Below are 26,052 nucleotides of genomic sequence, written 5' to 3'. Positions count from 1 at the left end.
ACGGTAAAATACTCCCTTATGAAGGTAAAAGATGTCATTCATGCGCTGGAAGAGCTCGCGCCCTTGGCCTATTCGGAAGATTTCGACAATACAGGATTGTTGGTAGGAAATGCCCAAAATGAAGTTACCGGGATACTGGTTACTTTAGATACCTTGGAGGCTGTTGTTGATGAGGCCATTGCTCATGACTGCAATCTTATCGTGAGCTTTCACCCAATCATTTTTAAAGGATTGAAGCGCATCACTGGAAAAACTTATGTGGAACGCGTTGTTCTTAAAGCCATCGCCCACAACATTTCCATTTTTGCCATTCATACGGCCCTAGACAATGCTTGGAATGGGGTAAATGCCATGATGTGCGAAAAATTGGGATTGAAAAACCGCCAGATTCTCATTCCACAATCGGGGACCATTCAGAAACTGATCACTTTTGCGCCACATGAGGCCGCTACCGAAGTAAGGGAAGCCCTCTTTGCTGCTGGGGCCGGCAATATTGGCAATTACAGCAACTGTAGTTTCAATCATTCGGGAATGGGAAGTTTTATGGGCAACGAAGACTCCAATCCTACCATCGGCAAAAAAGGGGAAACCCATTTTGAGCCCGAAATAGAAATTGGGGTTACATTTCAGAAACACTTAGAATCTAAGGTACTTCAAGCCCTTTTTAGTGCGCATCCTTATGAAGAAGTGGCTTACGAGGTAACCACTTTAAACAATACCAACCAACATATCGGTATGGGTATGATGGGGGAGTTTGAAGAAGCCCTTTCTGAAGAAGTTTTCTTGAAACATGCCAAGGAGGTATTTAAAACAGGATGTGTTCGTCATAGTTCGCTCTTGGGAAAACCCATAAAAAAGGTAGCCGTTTTGGGCGGAAGCGGAAGTTTTGCCATTAAGGCCGCTCAAGGGAAAGGAGCCGATGCGTTTATCACGGCCGATCTAAAATACCACGACTTTTTTAGTGCGGAAAACAGAATCCTACTTACCGATGTGGGACACTATGAAAGTGAGCAGTATACAAAAGATTTATTAGTTGCTCACCTTAGCAAAAAAATTACTAATTTTGCACCTGCCTTGCCGGAAGGCAGGGTTGTGTTATCACAGGTAAACACCAATCCTATTACTTATTATTAAAACTTATGGCAAAGAAAACAGAAAGCACTGTAGAAGAGAAGTTAAGAGCATTGTTCGATTTACAGTTAATCGATTCGCGCGTGGATGAGATTCGTAATGTTCGTGGAGAGCTTCCTTTGGAAGTGCAGGATTTGGAAGATGAAGTTGCCGGAATGAACACCCGATTGGAAAAATTGAATGCCGATCTAGGGGTGATAGAGGAAAACATCAAGGACAAGAAAAACCTGATCGAAGAGTCCAAAGCTTTGATCAAGAAATACACTTCTCAGCAGGACAATGTACGTAACAACCGTGAGTACAACAGTTTGAGCAAGGAGATTGAATACCAAGAGTTGGAAATTCAATTGGCCGAGAAGCACATTAAGGAATTCAAGGCTCAGATCGAGCAGAAGAACGAGGTAATCAACACGACCAAAGATCGTTTAAAAGAGCGTGAGGAGCACTTGAAGCACAAGCAAGGAGAATTGAATGAAATCCTGGCCGAAACGGAAAAGGAAGAAGAAGCTCTATTAAAAGAGTCTGCCAAGTATGAGAAGAATATCGAAGAGCGTTTGGTGAGTGCCTACAAGCGTATCCGCACCAATGTAAAGAATGGATTGGCTGTGGTTCCTGTAGAGCGTGGAGCTTCTGGAGGTTCTTTCTTTACTATTCCACCACAGGTACAAATGGAGATTGCTGCCCGCAAGAAAATCATTACCGATGAGCACAGTGGACGTATTTTGGTAGATCCTGCCCTAGCAGAGGAAGAAAGAGAGAAAATGAACAAGCTTTTTGCTAAATTGAAGTAAAAGTAAATCATCCAATTATAACAAAGCCTTCACGTTATCGTGAGGGCTTTTTTTGTTTCTTTAGGGTAAGGTTTTAGAAAATCCCCGTACTAATACTACGAATTAGCTAAATAGATACGATGAAAAAAATTGCATTACTTTCCCTATCCCTCATGCTATTGGGAACCCAAGCGTCCTGCCAGGACATGCAAAAGAAACACAAGGAAGACGAGGCCATGGCCCAAAAGGAACAAACCGCGGTAGAAGTAAAAAGTACCGATGGTTATGAACGTGCTTACTTTGCCAGTGGCTGTTTTTGGTGTGTGGAAGCGATTTACGAAAGCGTAAAGGGTGTTAAGGAATCCATTTCGGGCTACAGTGGTGGCCACACCAAAAATCCAACGTATGAGTCCAGCAATACGGGACGTACGGGTCATGCGGAAGCTGTTGAGATTATTTATAATCCTAAAGTGATTTCCTTCAGTGATTTGGTTGATGTGTACTTCGGATCGCAAAATGTGACCCAGGTAAACGGCCAAGGACCTGATCGTGGCTCGCAATACCGTTCGATCATCTTTTATCAGAATGACGAGCAGAAAAAGATCGTAGACGAAAAGTACAAGGAACAGGAACAAATCTACGGTGAAGGCAATGTAGCAGCCCAAATACTTCCTTTTCAGAAATTCTGGGTGGGAGAAGACTACCATCAGAATTACGAAAAGAGAAATCCGTACAACTCTTATATTTTAGGAGTGTCTATTCCTAGGCTTATCCGTTTCCAACAAAAGTTCCCGCATTTGTTGAAAGAAGACCAAAAGCACTAAACACGCTTCACATTTTTTAGTAACTTGAGCGAGTCCCAACGGGCTCGTTTATTTTTTGCTATGAAAAGACTAATCAACCTATTTGCGCTACTACTTCTTGTATCCTGCTCCAGTGATGATGGCAATAATGTTGAGGATAACGCACCCCTTTCCCTAACCGTCACCGTAAGTAATGTTACCGATCATGAAGCTACATTAACTTGGACGGTTTCTGGGAACACGAATGCCGTAACTTATAGGGTGGTGCTCGACAACCAAACTATTGTGGATGGGTATAACGATACCTCGTATACACTTACTGGATTGGATGAAACTACGAGCTTTTCAGGTTCTGTTTTTGCTTTTGAACAAGGTGCAGAACAGGCGTTCCAAGAATTCAATTTCACCACCTTGTTGGATACAACTTTTGAAGGTGACCTATCTCTTACAACTCAAAATGAGATAGATAACTTTATATATACCAGTGTTTCGGGGGAACTTATTCTTTGGGGAAATGAAATCAACAGTCTTTCGGGACTGGCTTCCCTCAAGGAAGTAGGTCACCTAACCATTCAGTTTACTGAGCTAAATACCCTAAAAGGGCTTGAAAATCTAGATCGTTTTTCTAACGGAACAGGGAGAATCCATCTTGAGGAAAACCAGAACCTAAACAATGTAAACTCTTTATCCAATATATCATCCTACATAGGTACTTTAATCTTGAAAGATTTACCAAGTCTGATGAACTTGACCGGGCTTAATATTGCAGAAAATGGAAATCTTACCATAAGGAATTGTCTAGTATCTGACCTCTCCGTTTTCCAAAATGTAAGCAAAATCAATAATTTAATAATATCGGAAGGCACGCCTAATATCAACGACTTTGAAGATTTTCAAAGTTTAGAAGAAATAGACTTGTTATGGATAAGAGAACGCGTAAACAAAATAAGTCTTTCTGCTTTGGCGAACGTTTCCATAAAAGAAGATCTTTGGCTAGAGTTCTTACCGGGTTTACAAAGTTTGGATGGAATACAAGGAACCACCAATTTAAGCAACCGTTTAATATTAAGAGAATTACCAAATGTATCTCATTTAAATGGTCTTAATAATTTACAAGCAGTTGGATCCGTCTTACAAGATGGTCCTTTTGGGGCCTTATATATTGACGAACTCCCTATTACTGATCTTACAGGTTTGGAAAACCTTGAACAGACCAGTTATATCCAAATATATGATTGCGACAATCTCACGAGTTTAGATGGAACACAGCTCATATCTGCTAAACCAGAAGGGTTTAGATTAAAAATTAAAAGAAACTCTAACCTAACAAATTACTGCGGTTTTAGAGATTTAGCCAACAATGTAAACTTCGTTGTGTACGAAGTAGGGACTAATGGTTACAACCCCACACAAGCACAAATGAGATCGAATACAGACTGCAGTCTCTAACTAAAAATACCATACTCTTGAATCCAAAAGAATTCAGCATTTTCAAAACCTTCGATAATAAAGAGCTGGCCGCGGAACTTGCCATACTCCTAAACGAACATAACATCGAAACCGAAATCGGGGATAATTCGGCTCCCGTAGATTCTAATTTTGGAGGAAGCACACTACAGTACAATATTGAAGTACGAATTCCCAAGGAAGATTTCAAAAAAGCGGAGGAAATCCTGAAAAAGGAAGCGGAATCTGCTATAGACAATGTAGCTCCGGATTATTATTTGTTTTCTTTCGAAGATGATGAACTCTACGATATTCTATTGAAGCCCGACGAATGGAATGAATTCGACTATGTTCTCTCCCAGCAAATTCTCAAAAAAAGAGGCAAGCAAGTGGATGATGAACTATTGAATTCTCTAAAAAGACAACGATTGGAAGACTTGGCAAAACCTGAAGGTGGTCAGACTGCTTGGATTTATGCAGGCTACTTCTTCGCTTTGTTAGGTGGATTTTTAGGCCTGATCATTGGCTATCTCCTTTGGAAATCGAAAAAGACCCTCCCCAATGGCGAAAAGGTATATTCTTATGCCGCCAAGGACAGAAAGCACGGGCAAAACATATTCATTATTAGTGTGATCGTTTTTCCTGTACTCCTCATTATCCGGACCTTGCCCATATTCGATTAGATCAGTGTTTTTTGGCCTTCACCTCAAAAAGCAAAGGATACAATTTATCCTTCAATTCATAATACCCGGTTTCGTTCTTCACCAAATCGGGAAAAACATTATAGGGTGAAGCATCCATTTCGTTTACGGTTTTAATGGTAAGCCCAGCTTCTATAAGGACACTTAATACTTCACTTAGGGAATGGTTCCACCCGTATTCCTTACTAATCATTTTGGCATCACCATCCTCGGCATAAGTACCTTCGTATTCTTCGTAAATGGCTTCTTTTTGATGATATCCATACTTCATTTCCGGTGGAGACACCGTATAATCGAACATCCAAGCAATGGGATGGAATTCCACTATATAAAAAACACCTCCCGGCTTCAGTCGCTCGGAAATCATTCGAGCCCAAGATTTCAGATCGGGTAACCATCCTATGGTTCCATAACTGGTGAACACGATATCGAATTGTTCTGACACATGTTGGGACGTATCCAATACATTACAGCACACAAACTCAGCATTCAATCCGAGTTCATCATTCAACGTACGCGCCAATTTCACGGCCTCATCAGATATATCCACACCTGTACACTTAGCCCCCATCCTACTCCAACTGAGCGTATCCTGCCCAAAATGACACTGCAAATGCAATAGACTTTTGCCAGAAACATCGCCCAAGGCCTTCAATTCGTAAGAATTCAAAGAAGTTTTCCCCTTTTTGAAATCTTCCAAAGCATAAAAATCGCTCGCGGCATGAATGGCCACTTTTTGGTTCCATGTTTCTTTATTTATCTCGAAGGCTTTCTGCAAGTCCATGACAGTTAAAATTTTCGCTAAAAATAGAAAATGCAAAACGAATACTTTGCGTACTTTTACGGAAAACACCAATACCATGAACAAATACCTTTGGATCATCGCATTATGTGCTGTCTTTTACGCCTGTAAAGACACCTCAAAAACCGATGGGGAACAACAAACCACCAGCGAAGAAACAACTACTGAAAAAACAGAAACAAAGCTTTCCACAGCCGAAACGATCGCTTACAAAAGTGGTTTTGAAAAATGGAAAGACGTGAACGAAATTTCCTTTACTTTCAATGTAGATCGCGGGGAAAGACATTTCGAACGTTCCTTTACTTGGTATCCCAAAACAAAGAAGGTTATTTATATGAATAGTAAGGATACCATCGCTTTCGAAAGAGGAACCGAGTTGGATTCTTTGCAAACCAATGCCGATCAGGCATTTATCAACGACCGATACTGGTTATTAACCCCTTTCCAATTAGTTTGGGATGAAGGGACTACTTTTTCAGAAAAAGAAAATCAAATCGCACCGATTTCCAAAGACACGCTTTCCATGCTTACCATTACCTATGGAGCCGATGGCGGTTATACTCCCGGTGATGCTTATGATTTATACTACGGAAAGGATTTCATGATCAAGGAATGGGTGTTCCGCGAAGGAAACCAAGAAGCCCCATCCATGATCAATACTTTTGAAGACTATGAAGATTATAACGGAATTAAAATCGCAAAAACCCACCGCGACAGTACAGGGAGTTTCAAATTACACTTTACCAACATTGTCGTAAAATAAAAATGCAAGACAACGTAACTACAAAAAACAGCATTTTGACCTACCAAAACAATCGTGAATTCGCCAAAGCTTGCGACGCAAATGATCCTTTGGCCTCCTTTCGGAATGAATTCCTATTTCCCAAGGATAAAGATGGAAACCCGCTTATCTACCTATGTGGAAATTCCTTGGGATTGCAGCCTAAGCGCACCCAATCCTATATTGAACAGGAACTAAAGGACTGGGCAGCCTTTGGAGTAGAAGGCCATACAGACGCTACCCATCCGTGGCTTCCTTACCATGAATTCCTTACGGAAAGCATGGCAAGTCTCGTGGGAGCCAAACCCAGTGAGGTGGTTGTTATGAATACCTTGACCACCAACTTGCATTTATTGATGGTTTCCTTCTATCAGCCAACAAAAACGAAATACAAAATCGTAGTGGAAAGCGATGCCTTTCCCAGTGATAAATATGCCGTGGAAAGCCAATTACGCTTTCATGGTTTCGATCCGAAAGATGGACTGATTTTATGGAAACCCCGTGAAGGTGAGGAATTGTGCCGATATGAGGACTTGGAAGCCATCATGGAGACCGAAGGAGACGAAATCGCATTGTTAATGATTGGTAGTACCAATTATTACAGCGGACAACACTTTCCCTTGAAAAAAATAACCGAACTCGGACATAGCCATGGATGCATGGTTGGTTTCGACTTGGCACATGGGGCCGGTAATATTGCACCCGATCTACATGAAACCGGTGCCGACTTTGCCGTTTGGTGTAGCTATAAATACCTAAATAGTGGCCCAGGAAGTTTAGGAGGGCTGTTTGTTCATGAACGGCATGCACAAAATCCCGAATTGAAACGATTTGTGGGTTGGTGGGGACATAATAAACAAACCCGATTCAACATGCGGCACGATTTCGATCCGTTGCCGGGAGCCGAAGGTTGGCAGTTGAGCAACCCTCCCATCCTAAGTATGGCTGCCATTAGAGCGAGTTTGGATGTGTTTATGGAGGCAGGTTTTCAAAATCTACGGGAGAAGTCGGTGAAGCTAACCGGCTACTTGGAATTTTTAGTAGACGAATTGAACGATCCCCGTATTTACATCATTACTCCAAGAGAGCCTAAGGAACGCGGGTGCCAATTGAGCATTCAGGTGAAAAGTGCCGATAAGCGTTTGCATACGCAATTAACCGAAGCGGGCGTTATAAGTGACTGGAGGGAACCGGATGTGATACGTGTGGCCCCTACTCCACTCTATAATAGCTTCGAAGACGTTTACGAATTTGTACAACGATTGAAAAGTATATTGAATTAATAACCATGTCCCCCCGAGCGCAGTCGAGGGGTATGTGAATATAATGACAGATAAAAATAGGTCTCGACTGCGCTCGACCTGACAGAAAGTTTGAAAGAAAAAGGAAACATACTCATTATAGGTGCCGGACTTTGCGGTAGTCTATTGGCATTGCGCATGGCGCAACGTGGTTATAAGGTGCAATTGGTTGAAAAAAGACCGGATCTTCGAAAAACTGAACAGGATGCCGGACGTTCCATTAACCTTGCCTTAAGCGATCGCGGATTGAAAGGCCTTCGTTTGGCAGGTGTGGAAGATAAAGCCAAGGAATTGTGCATCCCTATGAACGGGCGGATGATTCACGACAAAGAAGGAAATACCTTTCTAAGCAAATATAGTGGTCGGGAGGACGAATACATCAATTCCATTTCCCGTCCCGGGTTGAATATGTTGCTTTTGGATGAGGCCGAAAAAATGCCGAATGTAAGCCTTGCCTTCAACAAAGGATGCCTGAATGTAGATTTGGAAAACGCCGAAGCTACCTTCTATGATTATGAAACCATGGAAGAACTCACCTATTCTGGCGATATCATTTTGGGTACCGATGGTGCGGGTTCGGCAGTGCGAAAAAGTATGTTCGATCATCGTAAATTCCTTTTCAGTTTTTCGCAAGACTGGCTCACCCACGGATATAAAGAAATTACCATTCCGGCTGCCGAAGAAGGAGGCTATCGTACGTATAAAAATGCCCTTCATATCTGGCCAAGAGGTGAAGATATGCTCATCGCCCTACCTAATCTCGACGGAAGCTTTACGGTAACGCTATTCCTTCCATATGAAGACAGTGACTATGGGTTCGATAATCTTACCACTCCAGAAAAGGTGACGGAATATTTCAACAAAGAATATCCCGATGCTGTGGCGTTAATGCCCAACTTGGTGGAGGAGTTTTTCGACAACCCCACAGGTCCATTGGGTACCATAAAATGTTCCCCATGGAATAGTTATGGTAAGACATTGCTTCTTGGGGATGCCGCTCATGCGATTGTTCCCTTTTATGGACAAGGAATGAATGCCTCTTTCGAAGATGTGGTAGTCTTCGATGAAGTATTGGAGCAACATGAAGGCGATTGGCATGCCACTTTTAAAGCCTACGAAAAGGCCCGCAAAAAAGACACTGATGCTATTGCCGATTTGGCGGTGGATAATTTCCACGAGATGAAAGAACATACGGCAAGCCCTCTATTTCAGGAAAAGCGAAAATTGGAAGTAGCCTTCGAAAATGAATTCCCTAACGACTATTATAGTAAATATTCCTTGGTGACCTTTAACGAAGACATCACCTATCACGAAGCTATGACGCAAGGAAGAGCGCAGGACAAAGCGATCCTGAATCTTCTGAATGATGGCAAATTACCCGACGATCTTTCTTTACGGGAAAAACTAGAATTGGTAAAAAAAGAGACCCAACACATACTTCATGACGACGAAGTAGCACATAACCTATCGTAACAATGAGCAATAAAAGCAGACTAGTAGAAGGCAAGGCCACCCCAAGGGGAGCATATCCCCATGTAAAACGTGTGGGCGACTTTATTTTTATAAGTGGCACCAGTTCCCGACGGCCGGACAATACTTTTGCCGGCGTACACCGGGTAGATGAAATGGGATCCATGCGCTTGGATATCCGTGAGCAAACCCGAGCTGTTCTGGAAAATATAAAGGATTACTTGGCAACCGAAGGGGCTACTATGGAAGACGTGGTAGACGTAACCAGTTTCTTGGTAAATATGAACGATTTTGCGGGCTATAATGAGGTCTACGCAGAGTTTTTTAACAAAGAGACGGGACCAGCACGAACCACAGTAGCGGTGCACCAATTACCGCACCCGCATTTGGTTGTGGAAATAAAGGCCATGGCTTATAAGCCTAAATAAATGTGATGTGACAAAGATTCAAAACTATATTAACGGCACCTATTGCAATCCTGAAACTAACGCTTGGTTAGACAACTACGATCCAAGTATCGGTGAAGTGTATTCCCAAATTGCAGAAAGCACTCCCCAAGATGTACAAGCGGCCTACGAAGCTGCTAAAGCGGCATTCCCGGCTTGGTCACAAACACCCATTGAAGAGCGTAGTAGGATTCTATTGAATATCGCCGACCTCATAGAGGCCGATTTAGATACCTTGGCTGCGGCCGAATCCAAAGACAACGGAAAACCGCTTTCTTTGGCCACCGCAGTCGATATTCCAAGGGCAAGCGCCAACTTCCGTTTTTTCGGGAACGCAATTACCCAATTTGCCAGTGAAGCCCACGAAAGTGTAGGACGCAGCACCATGAATTTTACACTCCGCCAACCTATCGGGGTGGTTGGGTGTATTTCTCCATGGAATTTACCATTGTACTTATTCACTTGGAAAGTAGCTCCAGCTATTGCAGCAGGAAACTGTGTCGTGGCAAAACCCAGTGAAGTAACTCCTATGACAGCTTATCTTTTGGGAGAAATTCTCACCAAAGCAGGGCTTCCCAAAGGAGTTCTGAATATTGTCCATGGAACCGGGCCGAGTGCCGGACAGGCCATCGTAGAACATCCCGGAATAAAAGCCATTTCCTTTACTGGGGGCACCAAAACCGGAGAGCATTTGGCCAGAACTGCTGCTCCTATGTTCAAGAAGTTATCTTTGGAATTGGGTGGAAAGAATCCCAATCTCATCTTCGCAGATTGCAATTATGACAAAATGTTGGCCGTAACGGTTCGTTCCTCTTTTGCCAATCAGGGGCAAATATGCCTTTGTGGGAGTAGAATTTATGTGGAGGAATCCATTGCAGATCAATTCAAAAAAGACTTTGTAGCCAAAGTTTCTCAATTAAAGGTGGGCAATCCTATGGATAGCGACACTAATTTGGGAGCCTTGGTTTCCAAACCACACATGGAAAAGGTATTGTCTTATATCGATATTGCCCAAGAAGAAGGAGGAAATGTGTTGTATGGAGGCAATCAAGTAACCGTTCCTGGTTTGGAAGAAGGCTATTATGTGGAACCCACGGTGATCGAGGTAGATTCCAATGATTGCACCATACAAAAAGAAGAAGTGTTTGGCCCAGTGGTAACCATTGTTACTTTCTCTAACGAAGAAGAGGCAATTGCAATGGCCAATGACGTAAAATACGGTCTGTCTGCCACCTTGTGGAGTTCGGACTTGGATCGGACCATGCGGGTTTCCAAAAAACTGGAAGCCGGTATTGTCTGGGTAAACTCCTGGTTAAATCGTGACTTGAGAACACCGTTTGGCGGTGTAAAAGCAAGTGGCGTAGGACGAGAAGGTGGTTTCGAAGCTCTTCGATTCTTTACAGAACCCAAAAATGTTTGTATAACCTACAATGAATCTTAATCCCAATTTCGATGAATCTTGATCTTTCAAATAAAAATGCTATTGTCTGCGGAAGTAGTGCCGGAATCGGTAAGGCTTCTGCCCTAGAATTGGCTGGTATGGGTGCCACAATTACTTTGGTGGCTCGAAATGAAGAAAAATTGAAAGCTGTCTTATCCGAACTTCCTACTGGGCATGGACAGGAACACGATTATATGGTGGCCGACTTTACCCAACCTGCGGCCTTAAAGGAGAAACTACTCAATGTTACCCTTCAGAAAAACTATCATATCCTCATTAATAACACCGGCGGCCCTAAAGGAGGTGCTGCTTACGCAGCCGAAGTTGCGGAGTTCGAAAATGCTTTTAAAATGCACTTGGTATGTAACCAGATTTTGGTACAAAGTGTGGTTCCCGGAATGGAACTGGAAGGCTATGGTAGGATCATTAATATTATATCGACTTCTGTAAAACAACCCATTGAAGGATTAGGGGTAAGCAATACCATTCGAGGTGCAGTGGCCAATTGGAGCAAAACGCTATCCGTAGAATTGGGCCCCAAGGGTATTACCGTGAACAATGTTCTTCCAGGATTTACGGCTACCGACCGTCTCACTGATATTGTGTCAAATGCTGCGCGTAAAATGAACAAAACAGAAGACGAAGCCATCGCATTTATGAAAAAACTGGTGCCCGCCCGTCGATTTGCGCAACCTGAAGAGGTAGCAAATGCCGTTGCCTTCTTGGCAAGCCCTGCTGCTGGCTACGTGAACGGAATTAACCTTCCGGTTGATGGTGGTCGCACGAAAAGTTTGTAACTTTATCGGATTGGCGAATGGGAATTGACAAACCTTTCCCTATGCCTTAACGTAACTTACAAACACTACACCCATGGCCCAGAGAAAACTCCGAATAAATGGTCACTCCCACCTTCTTCCTTATCCGGAAGAAATCCCTCAATTCATGCAGGACAAAGGCATCTTTTGGGTAGACAAGGATCGAAAGTTCATGCTACAAAAGGATTGGAGCCGCCCTGTAACCGATTCCAGTTTCTTTTTGAACGAAAAGCTGGAGTGGATGAGTAAATTCGATATCGACCATGCCGTGGTACTTAATCTGTCCCAACTTTATGGAAACGGACTGCGTTTAGAGGAGATGAAACAGGCATTGCGGTTTCAGAATGATTTCAATGCCCGAATCCAGCATGATCATCCCTCCAAATTTACCTGTGGTTTTGTAGTGCACCCCGGATTTGTGCGGGGAGCCCTTTGGGAAATTGAGCGTTGTGTAGAAGAGCTGGGCATGCGATTACTCTGTCTGCCTACCCACTATATGGATACCATTGGTACGTGGCGATGTATTTTTGATGAAGAGAATGAACCCATTTTTGAATTGGCCAGCAAATACAACCTCGCCGTAGAGATTCACCCGTATGATGGGGAAAAGTTCATTAAATTGGAAAACACAGCTTGGCGTTTTCACCTCATTTGGATGTTGGCCCAATGTGCCGATGCCTATCACTTCCTTACCCTTAACGGTTATGCGGACAAATTTCCAAATATGCGTACTTGCTTTGCCCATGGCGGGCAATTGGCCCAGATCAATTTGGGAAGACGAATACAGGGATTCGATGGTCGCCCCGACCTTTTTGAAGGTAAGTCCCACCCAAGAAAATCGGTTGGACATAAAAATATCTTCTTCGATACGTTAGTACATGACACCGGTTCTTTAAAACTCCTAATTGAGAATCAAGGCACAAACCAAGTTTTAATGGGCTTGGACGATCCATATCCTTTAGGGGAAATGGAAAGTGCGCCTCAATCTTCCTACCCTGGAAAGATTTTAGACTTGGCTCGGGAACGTGATATTGTTACCCAAGATGAGTGCGATGCGATTTGGGAAGATAATGTACTTCAATGGCTGTTTGGTGCCGATGAGGAAGCCAAAACGGCTATGCGTAATCGTATTCTGGCAGGATAGTACGCATTTATTTCCCTATCTTTAAGCGAATTAACCAAATTAAATTTTTATGAGAAAAATAGGGATGTACGTGGCCTTCTTTGGCCTACTGGCCATTGTTTTGAATTTTTTTAATCTAGTTCCAAGAATTTTAAGCTGGATTTATGACTGGGGTGACGGTGTCGCTTGGGCCATTAAAATAGGCTTGGTGGTCGTTGGTGGCCTCCTCTATTTTATGGGAAAACCCAAAGAAGCCACCGAAATGGTTGCCGCTGGAGCGGCAGCAGGAGCGGCTGACCCCTCCTCGGGTGCCGAAAAGGTCGCTGCGGAAGCGAAAGGATCAGAATCCACAGGTGCCGAGGCTAAAGCCGGAGCCGAAGCAGTTGCTACAGAAGCAAAAGGATCAGAAGCAAAAGCTGGAGCCGAAGCAGTTGCTGCAGAAGCAAAAACTGGAGCCGAAGCAGTTGCTGCAGAAGCAAAAGGATCAGAATCCACAGGTGCCGAAGTTAAAGCCGGAGCGGAAGCAGTCTCTGCAGAAGCCAAGGGATCAGAAGCAAAGGCCGGAGCCGAAGCAGTTGCTGCAGAAGCGAAAGGATCAGAATCCACAGGAGCCGAAGTTAAAGCCGGAGCGGAAGCAGTCGCTACAGAAGCCAAGGGATCAGAATCCACAGGAGCGGAAGCTAAAGCTGGAGCCGAAGCGGTTGCTGCAGAAGCCGTTGCCGGGGCTGAGGCAAAAGGATCTGAAGCCGTGGCAGAAGCCACTGCTGGAGCAGAAGCCAAAGCTGCTGAAGCTGTTGGAGCCGAAGCCAAAGGATCGGAAGGATCCGAGAACAAGGGATCGGAAGGTTCCGAAAATTAAAATTCCCCATTTCAATAAACATTCCCCGTTTTACAATCATACAAGCTCCACAATTTTTTAGTAACATTGTGGAGCTTATTTTTTATTATGCATTTCCTTCCTGAAAACATAGATAACTACGCCGTAGCACACTCGCAACGAGAACCTGAATTATTGCAACAACTCTCCCGGGAAACCTGGCAAAAAGTATTGGCACCGCGGATGTTGAGCGGACATTTTCAAGGGCGTGTGCTTAGTATGATCTCCAAGTTGATCCGTCCCAAAAGTATTCTTGAAATTGGCACCTACACAGGGTATTCTGCACTGTGTTTGGCCGAAGGAATGGCCAAAGAGGGTATACTTCACACCATCGATATTAACGAAGAACTATACGACTTTCAGCGGAAGTATTTCGATCTTTCCGACCATGGTGATCGCATCGTACAGCATTTGGGAAATGCCTTGGAAATCATCCCAGCATTGGATGTCTCTTTCGATTTGGTCTTTATCGATGCCGACAAGCGAAACTACCTCAACTATCTGGAGTTATTGCTTCCCAAGCTGTCTTCTGGCGCTGTGATTTTAAGCGACAATGTGCTTTGGAGCGGTAAGGTAGTCGAAAAAGTTGCCGAAGATGACATCGACACTCAGGTGCTCATAAAATATAACAAAGCACTCAACGAACATCCAGGTCTTGAGACTGTCCTATTACCCATTCGCGACGGATTGACGGTGACGAGGGTGAGGGAATGAGTTAATGGTTGAATGATTTAATGATTTAATGCTTGGATCGTTGAATTGTTTAAATTTTACCCTCTGTCCTATATTATGCTTCTATCGCTACTGCTTTACATACCTCAAGGTAGTCGTGCCCGCTTGTGTGCTTCCGGGTGCACTGTATTGTGCATTATCGATGGTGAGGGTTAGGTTGTCTGAGGTAAGCTCAGTGATTTCGGTAATGAGATCGAAAGCTCCTTCTTCATCAGGGTCTGTTTCGTAAGCACGAGTTACCAAATTGCCGTTTTCTATCCTCCAATTCCCAACATGATAGCCTTCCCCAGCATCGCCAAAAATGCTTGCTGTGAAGTTTGTGGTATTACTGCTGCCATTTTGTGTAATCGTCTCCTCTACGGCATAAGTTAAAGTACCACTCACTGCAATATCCTGAGGCGAATTCCTAAACCGTATTACATAGTCTGAAGTAATGTTTTGCTCAGTTCCGGTAACTTCGGTTCCATTGATCGAGTAGTCTCGTGAATATTCCACAAGCTCCCAACTTCCAATGATCAATTCTGAAGTACCCTGGGTATTGGAGTCGCCATCATCATCGGATTTACAACCAATTAACAAAAAAGGGATAATAAGATAGAGGAGTTTAATTTTACTCATGGTGTTGTTTTAGCGTGTTGGTTATTTGTTTCCTTTTCAACCTAATTGTTACCCAGATTTCAGGCAAATATATGTAGGTTCCTACTTTGATTGGTCTAGATTCATGAAAGTCTATTAAATGACTTAACCCAAGGAATTGGGATCCCTAGCTACTTTCAAAATTTAACCTATTCTTTACCAAAGACTTAAAGAATTTTCTTACATTCGATAGTCAAAATGGGTGCTTCCCCTCACTCAGTACTTATTTTGTTTTGATAACCAACCCAAATCCCCATGAAAAGAAAGCTACTTAAATTTCTTGTAGGCTGTCTATGCTTTTTCGTCTATACCACAGCCTTTGCACAGCCTGACACCACAGTAAATCGTTATGCAACTACCGAAGATGCCGACTATTGGAGTTCGGTGAATGAGGGAGATTATATCTTCTTTACCGGTACTATAAATGATGGACAGGACATCTATGTGAATGGCACCAATCAAAGCATCAACTTGCCCCTAGGCAAGAAAATCCTCATCTGGAGAGGAGAATACCGCCGAATTTATATTAACGGGCAGGACTGCGCTAGTACAGCAGAGCAACCCACCATTATCACCAATCTGGGAGGACAGGTAAAATGGGGATATAGTGAGGCCCAAAACCATTATCGAAGTTTAGAGCTCTACAACTTTGATCATTTGTTCGTAACGGGTAAATACGATCCGGCGAATCAGACAGGAGATGAAAATTTTGTAGGCCATAACGACGGGCTTAACTACAACGATCCCAACTTTCATGAAAAATATGGACTCTGGGGACATCCGAGATGGTCGGGATATCGATTCAACGGCACTTTCAGCAATATTGTACGGATCCGGCACTTTCAAACTTGTAAAATCTCTTATGTAGCGGCCTCTGAAGGCGGCTTCGCGGGATTCAATATTAAAACCGATAACCCAAGTTCGCCACAGGAAGTGGAAGTGGATATTCAGGATTGCTTTACGGCTATGACCGAAAGTGAAGGTTTCTATGTTTCCTATTCTACCGCTGCCGAAGGACAGGACATCACCAAACTTACCCTTCGGAATAATATCATGGCCTTTAATGGTTCAGAAGCCATGCAAACGGATAATCTGGTAGAGGGCAGCGTGATTGAGCATAATGTGGCTTTTGCTGGATCTTGCTTCTTCAGAAGACCTTTTCAGGATAACTATCAAGATGGATTGCATCAATTTTCGTTTTGCGAAGGTGGCATAAGTGTGAATAACAATGCCATGATCACTGGCAATTATTTTCACAAAATACGGTATCTGTATCCTGGCCCGGGTCGTGTGGATCCTTCAGAAAGCAAAGTAGTTACCATGGAAAACAATTACTATGGCTTTTCCCGAAGCAATATATCCTATGTATGGCAGGGCGATGGCATTACACCTTACGTCATCAATGACAATATGTACGGACCGGTTTCCACTCCTACCACTCGGGATGCTTATGTGACTTCTTCGGAATGGGACTCGTATTTCAGAATTTGTAATAACAATACCGATATTACCATTACAAATTGCACCTATCCCGGAGACAGGCCCCTTTATGAAGAATATTGTGGGGATGCCTTGATTACCGATTCGGCAAATGTAACGGGAACCGCCCCCACTTTAGCGTTTGTGAATTCCGGCTTCGATGATGCCACGGACTACCGAAAGTTCACCTTTTGGTCGGCGGAGTATGGTACTGCCGAAAAAGCAGGCATTTTCATTCCATATGAGGTAGGCGACTATGTATTCTATTACGATAACGATGGATACACAAGGTTCTACCAATGCATTCAGGATCATGCTGGGGATTACGATCCCAATCTGCATCCGGAGTATTGGCAGTTATTGGAATGGGACGGACAGCGATTGCCTCCTTTGGACCTCCGTATGCGCAATGGAAGCTATTACGACCAAAGGGATATAGGGCTTATGTATGAAGATGTGCTACAGGTAGAAGAATTCACTGCAGCTGATGTAAACATTGCTCTCTACCCTAACCCTACTCGCAATTTCGTTGAAATTGATAGCGAACAAGCCATTGCAAAAATGGAAATCATTGGAGTTTCGGGAGTTTCTGTTTTCACCACGGACCGGGTTATTGAAAATACCCCGATTCGCCTACCTCATTTGGCTCAAGGACTCTATATGGTACGGATGTATTTGGACAACGGAATCTATGTGACCAAGAAGCTGCTTATTGAATAGTAAGTGAAACTTCGCTGAACTGTGATTTAAAGCCCAATGTCTTCGTAATTCCATGAGTCGATCTGATTTTTCTTTTCGGTTCGGTAAAAGATGGCAAACCGATTTCCGATGAGCCAATCGGTATCGGGATAATTGAAACTGCCTTTAAAATAGAGCCGGTTAGAGCGAATGAAATCATACTCGGCTCCACCCCAAAGGGCGTAATTCCGAAATTCTTCAATATGAAGACTGTCCTGAAAGGTTTCCTTTGTGAGCATCGTATTGAGAATGGTATCGGTGTCTTTCGTTAAGATAACTTCAGTAACATAATTATGGTAAATGTCCTTGTAAATTCTGGGACTATTGCCTGTATTTATTCTGACTACAGCACTGTCGTTAAGGGAATAGCTTTTTAGTAGTAACTGGTGCTTATCATTACCAATATGCACTGCTTCCGTCTTTGAGATGGTATCGAAATTGGTTTGCCAATACACAACAATGGTGTCTATTGTTTCCGGAATTGTAGTTTCTTTCTCTTTTGTTGTGGTCTTTGTATCGGTTACAGAAGTGGCTTCTTTGGTCTTTTTGGAGTCGCAACTGGCGAATATGAAAATAGCTATAAGTACAACTAAACCCTGCTTCATTTAAAATAAATTTTGAATGGTTTGCTTACGATTAGTTCCCCAGAATACCTGTTTCGAAACCGTCGATGCTTTCAGTGTTCTTTTTCTCCCAATATTCTTGGAGGCCGTCTTCTCCTTTTGCAGCTGCCCAAGGTTCAAACAGGTGTCGTTCGTCCTTGTATTCCATAAAGGGAACCCCAAAGCCACAGGAGGTTTGCACCAAATCTACCTTCATCTCTACAATCTGACGGGCACTAGGTGCTTCTGGAAACATATTGATATATGTATCGTATTCGGTGTCTCTCTGATGGTAGATTTTAGCATTTCCATATAAACGCAAGATAAGGGGATTACCATCGAAAGCACAGAACATAATCGTCATCCTATCGTTCTGCAGTAGATGTGCGGCGGTTTCGTTTCCGCTTCCAGTAAGATTGAGCCAAACGATTTTATTTTCATCAATGACCCTAAAAGAGTCTGTTCCCTTGGGCGAAACATTGACCCTACCACTGGGCGCCGCAGTCCCAACGAAAAAGATCTTCTGGTTTTCGATAAAGGTTTTCAGTCTTTCGGGTATGGCTTTCATTCTTTTTCCCATGTCAGTACGATTATGCGGTTATTTTTTTTCGCTATAAGGGTTGAATTATAGCTCCTGCAATGCTGTATGTAAAGCTAACGAAATAATGGGATTTTCTTTGAATGACTGAATGAGATAATGACTGAATGAGATAATGATTTAATGAGAGAATGATATAATGGGTAAATGAATCGGACTCCAAGTGAGCCGTAGGATTGCCTGTGAGCTGTAGGATTATATCGAGGAGTCATTTGAGAGAAGAGAAGCTATCTATTAATGACCTTGACAATATTATTTTCAAAAAGGAGTGATTGTAAAAATAGTTTGCATTCGAAAAGAAAAAGACCTAACCGAATAAGCTAAGCCTTTAAACTATTGTATGTGATATGTGGATTGGGTTATCTCGTAATGCTAGTGATCTCGCTATAGCCCATCATCTTCCCCTTTTTGTTATACGATTCGGTGCGGACGACACCAATATTGGGAGAATACCATTCCTTGGACTTTCCGCGTACATTCACCAACAACTTGGTTCGTACTTCTTGGGTGAGCACTAGGCAATCGAAATCACCTGCTGGGGTGGTAATGGTTTCCCTAGCTTCTACCTTTCGGTTGGTTACCTCCACGATCATATTCAATCCAATGGGTCCTCCGCCTGCTGTCACCTGAAGGGTGCCATCGGCTAAATCGGTTCCCGCTGCAGTGTCCATATCTGGTATGTCGTAACGGCTCGCATCCACTTCAACTTCCATATTTTGGTAAGGCCCCATAGAAGCACCGTCCATTTTCATGGCCATATCGAATTCAAATTCGCCATCTACGCACTTAGCGGTAAAATTATTGGTGTATAGTTCTTTGCCTTTTTTATCGAAGGTAGTGGTCTGTACCGTAAAAACGATCTCGTTTCCGTTGGTTTCCTTACTTAGCAGTTCGTACTGAATTTTCCCTTGCTGCTTGCCCTTGGCGTTGTAATTGGTCATTTCCCATTGGGTTCCCACATCGACTGGGAGATAGGGCTCGCATTCGGATTGTGAAAAGGAGATAAAGGGTATTAACAGGAATACTAAAAGTGAGATTAATTTTTTCATCTTATTGAAATTTAGGTAGTTACATGAACTACAAATATAAAAAATGTGAACTCCCGATAGTCATTTTACGGGTTTACATTTCTTAGTGTGTTTTGAAGAAGGGAATGTAACGCTGGAGAGAAGACAAATTTTATGTGATCTCGATCACCTTTTCTGTATCGAACCCATAGTGTTCGTGCATGCCTACATATCCCAATTGATTGGTAACCATTTTTGTATTCCCGATATTGAAATCGCCCAAGTTTCTATGGCTATGACCGTACACCCAATAGTCGACATCGTGATTTAGAATAAAAGGGGTTTTATCTACACAAAAGGCATCGTTCAATAGGCTGTCCTTAAATTCCTCCACATTGCATTGGTAGCTGGGCAAATGATGGGTCACCACTACTTTCTTGCCTTCTTTCTTTACGGCATCGAAAATGTACTGAAAGCACACTTCATGAATCTCGTTATAATGGTTCACAGAAAACCGTTCTCCATTGAATTTAATCCTATGAAAATCGGTCATGCCCCTCATCACATCTAAAATATGGTGTTGAATCTTGGACCACATGGTGGAAAAGATGAATTGGATATTGTCAATTTCGACCGTGTGATTATTTACCATAAAAACATTGTCCAATATCTTTTCATAGGTAACATCGAAGGCTGTGGCAACATTGTAGCCGCCATAGTATTCATGGTTTCCTGGGATGAGATAGACCTGCTTAAAGTCCTGGGATACTTTCTGAATGAAGTCTAAAGCACTGAAATCCTTGTTCAAATAATAGGTATCTCCAGCTATGATGAGAATATCTGCTTTGGGCACCAAAGGATGTTCCTCCAACCATTCGCGATTGCTGGCAAATTCTAGGTGTACGTCTGAGCAGATTTGGATTTTCATTCAACCGTTATTTGAATTGTGAGACGTTATCGATCGCGACATATAATAAATGTAAAGCTAAGCTATTTCACAGTCCAACCACATCCTTCCTAATTTTCTTTCTCCATTTATCTCCGTGTAATATGGTCAAGAGAGACGTAGCCCGTTCATTATAATTGGCAATACACTCATAGGATTTTCTCTCGTATCCTAAATCGACTTATTGAATGCGGTAACGCCTTTCGAATCTATTATCTGCCCTAGTGTTCTCCACAGGTGCAATTCCACCTTGTAAATAAAGCTTTAGATTTCCTTTTTTCATGTCTTCATAGGGGTTTCCCAATTCACAATGCTCTTTTATAATTATTGACTTTGGATACTTTCTCGACATCCACTCTTTCTTATAGGTATAATCAAAGGACGGGATAATACCAGAGGAAATTTCCAAAATATAATCTTGCTTCAGCGAAATTGGCTTGAATTCAAAATACCCCAAACTATCTGCTATCGCACCATTTGTTGTTCCTTTTTCCTTGATGTAAGTTATCTTGTAAGGAGCTTCCTTTGTGAATGCTGAAATAACGCGCCCCTTAATCAATAAACTGTCTTGGGCATATAAAAATACACCCACGAAAAGAAACAGTATTGAAACAAATGGCCTAATTAGATTCTTCAAAACTCCAATGATTACACTTTGCTTTATTTATTGTTTGAATCAATTAATGGATTCATGAAAAATGCATTTTCATTCCTTCGTGTGTAGGCTCGAACCCTAAATCCTTATAAAACTGAATGGCCTTTGGGCGTCTTTTATCGGTAGTAAGTTGTAGTACATGGGCGTTTCGTTCTTTGGCGCGTTCTATGGCCCATAGAAACATCTTTTTCCCAATGCCCAGACCTCTTTGATCCTTCCGAATGCGCACGGCTTCGATCTGTGCCCGAATCCCACCACGATAGGTGAGGTACTGAATAAAACTGAGTTGAAGGGTACCAATGATTTCTGAAGCTTCATTTTCAACCACCATCAGCTCCTGATTTTTATCGGAATCGATCGCCTGAAAGGCCTCTATATAGGATGCTGGCAAGGGATTTCGATAATTTTCCCTTGTTTTTCCCAATTCGTCATCGGCAAGCATGGCGACAATGAAGGGAACATCTTCTTGGGTGGCTTTTCTGAAGTTCATATTAATTTTCCTTAAAGTCTATCTTAGGCAAAACCTGATTGTCTTTCCATTCAAGCAATCTTTGGATAATTTTGGTTTCTTTCCATTCGGTTTCATATTCTAGCGTACTTCCTTCCTCCCTTTTGTACAGGATTTTATTTCGTTTCCCCGATTCATCGAAAGGAAAGATATATTCCTCAATAAACCAATACAAATCGGCATCGGCAACTCTAGAAAATCGGATGGCCTCTAGTAAACTGTTTCCCGTATGGAAAAGATAGATTCCTCCCCCATCGACCCCACAGGACTCAGATATATAATTAACTAGAAAAATACCCTCGAGGTCTTGAAGTCCCCTATTACCATAGGCTTTAATTGAGAAAGCGTGCGTATAAAGCGCCGAAACATTCTCTATATAGCCTTCTTCCTTACCCATTACTCGGGTTTTCAAATAAAATGTCCCCTTGTCCTCCTTTAAAGCGACCAAATAGGTTTGATCCCTATAGGTGGCTTTATCCATTGAAATAAGCCCTCCCAAAACAAATCCAACTTTCTCCTTGTATTTTACCTTATACCAAGGTGATTTCATCCCTTCGTATGTCATATGGGAATCGGTCTTTTCAAGAATCTCGATGGCTTCACCAATACCCAAAAGTGCTAAAACTTCGGATGCTGTGTTGGGAGCTTCGCGCAACTTTACTTGATCCCCAAATAGATAAGCGGTTTCACCACTTTTAAATTCAAAACTTTGCGAAAGGTATTTGGCTTCCTGTCCAAAGCTTAGACCGGAAATACAGCATAGAATAAAAACTAGTTTTTTCATTTTTTAATTTCCCACAGCTTTAAAGTCCCTTTTCATGGATTCTACCGAAGGTTTTAGAAAAGCCATGTAAAAAATCAGTAATAATCCAACCAAAATAAATTCCCTCTTCACAAAGAGCAGGAAAAATGCGGCTCCATCCAACAGTGCCCAGCGAACAATAGACGCCGATTGATAGACGGGAAATTTTTCTTCCAGAGACATCGTGGGATCACTATTTTTTAGCTGTTGCTTATAGAGCAAGTTTCCTAATAAGACGGCCGCTAGGGGCATTAAAAGAAAGGGAACAGAAGAAGCATCAACTTTAGGTATTTTCAAAAAATCGAGCGTTTGTAAGTCCCCAAAAAAGTAATAGGCGAAAGCAGCCCCTACACATAAGGCAATATGAATGATTTTGATAGGCTTAATCTTTTCTTCCATTATGGTTTGTTTTATGATTAAAAGTGAAATCCCTGTATTATTTCTCCCAAATTTTACGAACCAATTTTAGCAAGGGAAACTTCACATCTTTTTCCTTGCTATCTTCTTTATCTGCAGTATCTGTAATTGTTACTTCCTGGTAATGTTTTTGTATATAACCCCATTCATCCAGTTCGGATTGCTTTAAATCTGCCCCTCCTTTATGTGGATGTGGAACATAATCTTCTGGTGGCTTTGGCAAAAGCTCTTCGCATTCATTGGAACAAGTGTTGACCAACAAAGGGACTATATCCGTCGCTACCCACAACGTGATCCATAGCTGATTTGTTTCTTCATAGGATATAGCCTTCTTACAAACACTGCAATGCAATGTTTCGCCACCATATCTAACTGGATTGTGATTTAGCCGTGGAAAGCCCATTCGATTTTTGTAGTTTCCATAAAGGGCACGGGTACTAATCCTACTATCGATTAAATTCTTGCAATTCGTTATTTCATAAGGCAGCCAATGTAAATCATAAGAGGTATAGGGATCGAAATACTCCAAAGCTTCCATTTCGCCAATCTCGGGCGGAATTCGCTTCAAATTACTTCCATACAACCCTATTTTCTTTACTTTTTTAAGTTTCCGAATAGATTCTGGCAACGTATAAATTTGTGAAAACAGTTCGTCTCCCAAAGCCTCCCTAGGTACGAATTCATCCTTTCCGGACTCGGCCAAGTGATTTATATATTCACAAAGTTTTTTCCATGCAGGTGCTTTTCTATCCTGCACATCATTAGGAATTTTTGAAATCCTGTTGTTCACCCTCTTTATTTGTTTCGAATAAAATTGAATCCTAAATGTACGGGAGAAATTGGATATGACCTACGCATGGTTAGGATATTCGATACGGTATCCATCGATATTCATGAATCGGGTTTTATCGCTACTAGTACTGGTCTATGAAATCGACCAGAAGATCCTGATTATTAATACCCAACTTTTTGCGTATTCGGTATCTGCTTACCTTAACGCTATTCACCGATATCCCCTTGAGATTGGCAATTTCCTTGGAAGAAAACTTGAGCTTGAGCAGTGCGCACATGTTAAGATCATTATCGGTAAGGGATGGAAAGTCTTCTTTCAGTTTTTGATAAAAACTTTCATGGGTGGCCAAAAACCGCTTTTCGAATTCTTCCCAATTGTGTCTTACCCTATAGTCCAATTTCTTTTGTAACTGGGCTATCTTATTTTGTATTTGGTCTCCTTTCACATCTTTTAACTCGTCCAATTCACTTCGTACATCACTAAGCCCTTTCTCCCGATCCAACGCCTTAAGGGCATGAGAGACCAGTTCCTTGTCCTTTTGCTTAAGGGTTTCTTGCGATTCTTCTATTTGGGCCCTGTACTCTTGTTTTTGATGTTCGGATTGCTCCTTTTCTTCACGGTGTCTTTTCCGTATTCTGGAAAGAAAGATGAAAATCCAAGCCAAAATGGAAACGAACACCAAGATAATAATCAATCGATTCTTTTTATTGATGGTTTGCTCCTTTTCCAAAAGGGAAATACGGCTCTTATACTCAACTTCTTCCTTCTGCCTATTGATCTCAAAGGATTCGAAGACTTTCTCCGCATCCAAATAGTCTTCCCAAATGGCCATTACATTATCCTTGGCATCTACTTCTTTGGCTAGGTCACCATTTTCTTTGTAGTAATCTGCCAAGGCCTTATACGCCTCCATAACCACTTTTTTATCCCCTAAATGAGGCAATGCAGCAGTAATTTTTTTCTCATAGATGTCCGAGGAAGCTGCATCACCCTCGAGCAACGACAACTTTAACAAACCAATATGGAAACGTGTTTTATACGATTTGTGAATCCTATTTTCTATTCCTTGGAGGTCTATTGCACCGTAGTATTTCCTTGCTTTTACGAGGTCCCCTTTTTGTAAATACATGTTTCCTACAATGCTGTTATAATAGACGAAATACATCTTCTTGTTTTCGCTAGCGGTATCCCATGTATCAATTAGGTCATACGTAGTTTCGGCCAATTTCTGTCCCTCTTCATAATTCTCAAGCGCTGCTCTCACATGAATTAAATTGAGTAAGGAGATGACCCGCCCATCCATAAATCTGTCTCCCAAGTAATTTGTTGTGTATATTTCATGGGACCTAAGGTAGTACTCAAGAGTTTTGTCATACATTCCGTAGTCTTGGTACACTAGGCCTATATTATTATTGATACTTGCCCTTAAGCGATGTAGATCGGTGCCTTCCAATACGGTCAGGCCTTCCAAAAAATTATCGAAAGCGGCCTTAAAGTTAGATTCAGATTTGTAGGTAAGACCAATTAAGCTTCTTGCAAAACCTTGATAGTAGGGATGATCTGATTCGCTCAGTACTTTGTTATAGTAGGTCCGTGCCAATACGGGATCTTCAAGAGAAACTCTTTTCCCCACATTTATCAAGGAGTCCAACTGCTTGATATGATAGGATCCGTTTTGGGCATAAAAGGACAACGAAAGAATAAGGAAAGTCCACAAAACAAACCTAGTACGGATGGGCAGTGCTGGTATCATACATTACAATTTATCTGAATTAGACCTGTAGCCACAGGAATTCGACATGAAACAATGATAAAATAGGTTTGTTAAAACGGCAAAGTAACATAAAATCGTAACTTTTTGCGCTCTTCAATAACTCGATTTGCAATTTTCACCCGCAAAATTGTAAATCCTAATACACACGAAATAAGCTCCATACACCCTTCATAATCTCATTGTACACCTATTGTATACCCAATAATTTAGAAGTTTAGTAAATGTTGGATACTTTGGTCACAGAAAACCAGTGGTGTTATCCCCGTGCATGGAAGTGATGAATTACTCATTACTTACTCCGCAGCTACTCAAAACAAAATGAGTGTCGCGAGCATACCATCAACATCACTATAAATTAACAAACCATGAAAAATCCGTACAACGAAGTATCCCCGACGTTTTTAAAATTTATCGAATTCATTTTTCTTTTTAGCCTCCTCTTCTCGGACCAGCTTGAA

General features: G+C 42.1%; 26 protein-coding genes and 1 pseudogene. 15 read left to right on the top strand and 12 right to left on the bottom strand.

The window, feature by feature from the left end; translation table 11 throughout:
- Nucleotides 1-18: 18 nt before the first annotated feature.
- From POV27_RS18735 to POV27_RS18715, 5 genes are all read left to right on the top strand, one after another.
- A complete protein-coding gene (locus tag POV27_RS18735) occupies nt 19-1,134 on the top strand; it encodes a Nif3-like dinuclear metal center hexameric protein (RefSeq protein WP_272864330.1) in 1,116 nt (371 codons plus the stop codon).
- A 5-nt stretch (nt 1,135-1,139) separates the two neighbouring features.
- The gene (locus tag POV27_RS18730) at nt 1,140-1,922 is read left to right on the top strand and encodes a zinc ribbon domain-containing protein (RefSeq protein WP_272864329.1); all 783 of its coding nucleotides are present in this window, start codon (nt 1,140-1,142) and stop codon (nt 1,920-1,922) included.
- A 119-nt stretch (nt 1,923-2,041) separates the two neighbouring features.
- Nucleotides 2,042-2,725, top strand: a complete 684-nt coding sequence (gene msrA / locus POV27_RS18725; RefSeq protein WP_272864328.1) for a peptide-methionine (S)-S-oxide reductase MsrA — start codon at nt 2,042-2,044, stop codon at nt 2,723-2,725.
- 60 nt (nt 2,726-2,785) lie between these two features.
- A complete protein-coding gene (locus tag POV27_RS18720) occupies nt 2,786-4,153 on the top strand; it encodes a fibronectin type III domain-containing protein (protein ID WP_272864327.1) in 1,368 nt (455 codons plus the stop codon).
- A gap of 17 nt (nt 4,154-4,170) precedes the next feature.
- Nucleotides 4,171-4,833 (top strand): hypothetical protein, encoded by a 663-nt coding sequence (locus POV27_RS18715; RefSeq protein ID WP_272864326.1) that lies wholly within the window; start codon nt 4,171-4,173, stop codon nt 4,831-4,833.
- Between the two features lies 1 nt (nt 4,834).
- Here the strand turns inward: POV27_RS18715 and POV27_RS18710 are convergent, their stop codons facing one another.
- A complete protein-coding gene (locus POV27_RS18710; protein WP_272864325.1) occupies nt 4,835-5,635 on the bottom strand; it encodes a class I SAM-dependent methyltransferase in 801 nt (266 codons plus the stop codon).
- A gap of 76 nt (nt 5,636-5,711) precedes the next feature.
- Here POV27_RS18710 and POV27_RS18705 point away from each other — a divergent pair, with 76 nt between their 5' ends.
- The 9 genes from POV27_RS18705 to POV27_RS18665 all read left to right on the top strand — a co-directional run bounded on the left by POV27_RS18705 (nt 5,712) and on the right by POV27_RS18665 (nt 14,621).
- Nucleotides 5,712-6,416 (top strand): hypothetical protein, encoded by a 705-nt coding sequence (locus POV27_RS18705; protein WP_272864324.1) that lies wholly within the window; start codon nt 5,712-5,714, stop codon nt 6,414-6,416.
- Between the two features lie 2 nt (nt 6,417-6,418).
- Complete coding sequence (gene kynU, locus POV27_RS18700; RefSeq protein ID WP_272864323.1) at nt 6,419-7,717, top strand: kynureninase; 1,299 nt, start codon at nt 6,419-6,421, stop codon at nt 7,715-7,717.
- A gap of 90 nt (nt 7,718-7,807) precedes the next feature.
- Nucleotides 7,808-9,208, top strand: coding sequence for an FAD-dependent oxidoreductase (locus POV27_RS18695; RefSeq protein WP_336375847.1), 1,401 nt, complete (start codon nt 7,808-7,810; stop codon nt 9,206-9,208).
- A gap of 2 nt (nt 9,209-9,210) precedes the next feature.
- Complete coding sequence (locus tag POV27_RS18690; RefSeq protein ID WP_272864322.1) at nt 9,211-9,633, top strand: RidA family protein; 423 nt, start codon at nt 9,211-9,213, stop codon at nt 9,631-9,633.
- Between the two features lie 7 nt (nt 9,634-9,640).
- A complete protein-coding gene (locus POV27_RS18685; RefSeq protein WP_272864321.1) occupies nt 9,641-11,092 on the top strand; it encodes an aldehyde dehydrogenase in 1,452 nt (483 codons plus the stop codon).
- 11 nt (nt 11,093-11,103) lie between these two features.
- A complete protein-coding gene (locus POV27_RS18680; protein WP_272864320.1) occupies nt 11,104-11,889 on the top strand; it encodes an SDR family oxidoreductase in 786 nt (261 codons plus the stop codon).
- A 73-nt stretch (nt 11,890-11,962) separates the two neighbouring features.
- Nucleotides 11,963-13,051: an amidohydrolase family protein gene (locus POV27_RS18675; RefSeq protein ID WP_272864319.1), complete on the top strand. Its 1,089-nt coding sequence runs from the start codon at nt 11,963-11,965 to the stop codon at nt 13,049-13,051.
- 49 nt (nt 13,052-13,100) lie between these two features.
- Complete coding sequence (locus POV27_RS18670) at nt 13,101-13,889, top strand: hypothetical protein (RefSeq protein WP_272864318.1); 789 nt, start codon at nt 13,101-13,103, stop codon at nt 13,887-13,889.
- Between the two features lie 87 nt (nt 13,890-13,976).
- A complete protein-coding gene (locus POV27_RS18665) occupies nt 13,977-14,621 on the top strand; it encodes an O-methyltransferase (RefSeq protein WP_272864317.1) in 645 nt (214 codons plus the stop codon).
- Nucleotides 14,622-14,708: 87 nt separating this feature from the next.
- Here POV27_RS18665 and POV27_RS18660 read toward each other — a convergent pair whose 3' ends face one another.
- Nucleotides 14,709-15,257, bottom strand: a complete 549-nt coding sequence (locus POV27_RS18660) for a hypothetical protein (RefSeq protein ID WP_272864316.1) — start codon at nt 15,255-15,257, stop codon at nt 14,709-14,711.
- Nucleotides 15,258-15,530: 273 nt separating this feature from the next.
- Between POV27_RS18660 and POV27_RS18655 the strand changes: the two genes are divergently transcribed.
- Complete coding sequence (locus POV27_RS18655; RefSeq protein WP_272864315.1) at nt 15,531-17,474, top strand: T9SS type A sorting domain-containing protein; 1,944 nt, start codon at nt 15,531-15,533, stop codon at nt 17,472-17,474.
- A gap of 26 nt (nt 17,475-17,500) precedes the next feature.
- On the opposite strand, the gene POV27_RS18650 is transcribed toward POV27_RS18655, so the two are convergent.
- From POV27_RS18650 to POV27_RS18605, 10 genes and pseudogenes are all read right to left on the bottom strand, one after another.
- Entirely contained in the window at nt 17,501-18,097 is a 597-nt protein-coding gene (locus tag POV27_RS18650; protein WP_272864314.1) for a DUF4738 domain-containing protein, read from the bottom strand.
- A 31-nt stretch (nt 18,098-18,128) separates the two neighbouring features.
- Nucleotides 18,129-18,674, bottom strand: a complete 546-nt coding sequence (locus POV27_RS18645; protein ID WP_272864313.1) for a pyridoxamine 5'-phosphate oxidase family protein — start codon at nt 18,672-18,674, stop codon at nt 18,129-18,131.
- Nucleotides 18,675-19,051: 377 nt separating this feature from the next.
- Nucleotides 19,052-19,741, bottom strand: coding sequence for a TapB family protein (locus POV27_RS18640; RefSeq protein ID WP_272864312.1), 690 nt, complete (start codon nt 19,739-19,741; stop codon nt 19,052-19,054).
- 130 nt (nt 19,742-19,871) lie between these two features.
- Nucleotides 19,872-20,627 (bottom strand): metallophosphoesterase, encoded by a 756-nt coding sequence (locus tag POV27_RS18635; RefSeq protein ID WP_272864311.1) that lies wholly within the window; start codon nt 20,625-20,627, stop codon nt 19,872-19,874.
- Nucleotides 20,628-20,694: 67 nt separating this feature from the next.
- Nucleotides 20,695-21,237 (bottom strand): annotated as a pseudogene (locus POV27_RS18630) (FEKKY domain-containing protein).
- Between the two features lie 97 nt (nt 21,238-21,334).
- Nucleotides 21,335-21,790 (bottom strand): GNAT family N-acetyltransferase, encoded by a 456-nt coding sequence (locus POV27_RS18625; protein WP_272864309.1) that lies wholly within the window; start codon nt 21,788-21,790, stop codon nt 21,335-21,337.
- Nucleotide 21,791: 1 nt separating this feature from the next.
- Nucleotides 21,792-22,592, bottom strand: a complete 801-nt coding sequence (locus POV27_RS18620; protein WP_272864308.1) for an SH3 domain-containing protein — start codon at nt 22,590-22,592, stop codon at nt 21,792-21,794.
- Nucleotides 22,593-22,595: 3 nt separating this feature from the next.
- Entirely contained in the window at nt 22,596-23,009 is a 414-nt protein-coding gene (locus POV27_RS18615) for an MFS transporter (protein ID WP_272864307.1), read from the bottom strand.
- A gap of 37 nt (nt 23,010-23,046) precedes the next feature.
- Nucleotides 23,047-23,784 carry a hypothetical protein gene (locus tag POV27_RS18610; protein ID WP_272864306.1) on the bottom strand — a complete coding sequence of 246 codons (738 nt, stop codon included), beginning with the start codon at nt 23,782-23,784 and terminating at the stop codon, nt 23,047-23,049.
- Between the two features lie 157 nt (nt 23,785-23,941).
- On the bottom strand, nt 23,942-25,573 hold the full coding sequence (locus tag POV27_RS18605) for a transcriptional regulator (protein WP_272864305.1): 1,632 nt from the start codon (nt 25,571-25,573) through the stop codon (nt 23,942-23,944).
- Nucleotides 25,574-26,052: the final 479 nt, after the last annotated feature.

Source organism: Aureisphaera galaxeae, from assembly GCF_028561275.1.
GTDB classification, from domain to species: domain Bacteria; phylum Bacteroidota; class Bacteroidia; order Flavobacteriales; family Flavobacteriaceae; genus Aureisphaera; species Aureisphaera galaxeae.
Note: the sequence above shows the minus strand (reverse complement) of the source record. Positions and strands in the feature narration are given on the sequence as shown.